1 protein-coding gene is annotated in these 1,505 nt (G+C 72.5%); it reads left to right on the top strand.

Going from position 1 to position 1,505, the window contains the following annotated elements; all coding sequences use genetic code 11:
- Positions 1 to 217: 217 nt before the first annotated feature.
- Positions 218 to 1,505: MFS transporter (locus ACFU0Y_RS18135; RefSeq protein ID WP_380216359.1), on the top strand; the 1,288-nt coding region annotated here is incomplete at its 3' end.

Genomic DNA, 1,505 nt, shown 5'->3' with positions numbered 1-1,505 from the left:
GTCCTCGGACGACGGGCCCGGACCCATATCCAGGACCCTTCGATAGAGCACGAATGACATCCCGCACAGGTGCATCACCCCCTGGCGCGTTGCTGGGGCTTTGCCCCGTATGACCCGGATCACAGCCCTGTCGGGCTGGGTGGAGCCAGGGGACGCACCGACGGTCTCCCCCGCTTCCCGCCATGCCCGCGCGCCGCCCAGAGAGGTTCCGGGGAACATGACCCAGCCGCACCCCATCATCGCGGAGAACCCGCAGCCCGAGCAGAGGACCGCCCGCTTCGTGGCCTTCGTCATCTGCCTGGCCCTGCTCTTCGACGGCTACGACCTCGTCGTCCACGGCGTGGTCCTGCCGGGCCTGCTCGCCGATCCCACGCAGATCAGGACCCTGGAGCCGGCAGTGGCCGGCCTGGTGGGCTCCTACGCCCTGCTCGGCGTGCTCATCGGCTCGCTCGTCTGCGGTGCCGCCGGCGCCACCATGGCGGAGTTCGCCCCCGCCGGACGCCGCCAGTTCTTCAACGGCATCGTCTACTCCGGCATCCCCGCCGGCGGGGTGTTCGCCGCCGTGATGGGCATCGTCCTGCTCACCGACCTGGGCCGGCGCGGTCTGATCTTGATCGGGGCCCTGCCCCTGGTCCTGCTGGTCCCGCTCATGCTGTGGAAGCTCCCCGAGTCCCCGCGCTGGCTGCTCAGCCGCGGCGAGACCGAGCGGGCCGAGGCCGTGGCCCGCCGGACCGGTGTCCCGCTGATCGAGGAGCAGGTCATCCAGCAGGTCGGCGCCGCGCCGCGCCGGACCGGCTACGCGGCCGTGTTCTCCCGGCAGTTCGCCCTCGCCTCGATCCTGCTGGGCGTCATGTCCTCCTGCGGCCTGCTGCTCACCTACGGGCTCAACACCTGGCTCGCCGTGATCATGAACGGCTACGACCACGACATCAGCCCGCTGTACTTCGTCCTCGTGCTCAACGGCTCCGCCCTGGTCGGCGGTCTGCTGGCCTCCCGCCTCGCGGACCGCACCGGCCTGCAGCGGATGATCGCCACGACGTTCGCCCCGGCCGCGATCGCCCTGGTCCTGATGACCTTCAGCTTCCCGCTGCCGCTGCTGTTCCTCTTCATCGCCGTGGCCGGCGTGGGCACCATCGGCACCCAGGTCCTGGTGTACGGCTTCCAGTCGAACTACTACACCACCGACGCCCGGGCCGCCGGGGTGGCCTTCTGCGCCAGCACGGGCCGGTTCGGCGGCATCTTCGGCCCGATCATCGGCGGCTGGCTCGCCGCGGCCGGCCTGGGCGGCCCCCAGGCGTTCCACGTCTTCGCCGGAGTGGCCCTGCTCGGCGCGCTGGTCACCCTCGTGGTGCCCCACCAGCGCGGGCTCGAGGAGGCCGAGCAGCAGGTGGAGGAGCTCGCCGGGCAGCACGCACCGGTCCCCGCCGAGCACGGGAGGCCCGGCGTCCGCGGCGGACCCCCGGCACCGCCGACGGGCCCCGCCCCTCGTCGCGGAGAGGGGGCGG

The sequence above is a fragment of the Kocuria sp. NPDC057446 genome (assembly GCF_042802875.1).
Classification (GTDB): domain Bacteria; phylum Actinomycetota; class Actinomycetes; order Actinomycetales; family Micrococcaceae; genus Kocuria.
Note: the sequence above shows the minus strand (reverse complement) of the source record. Positions and strands in the feature narration are given on the sequence as shown.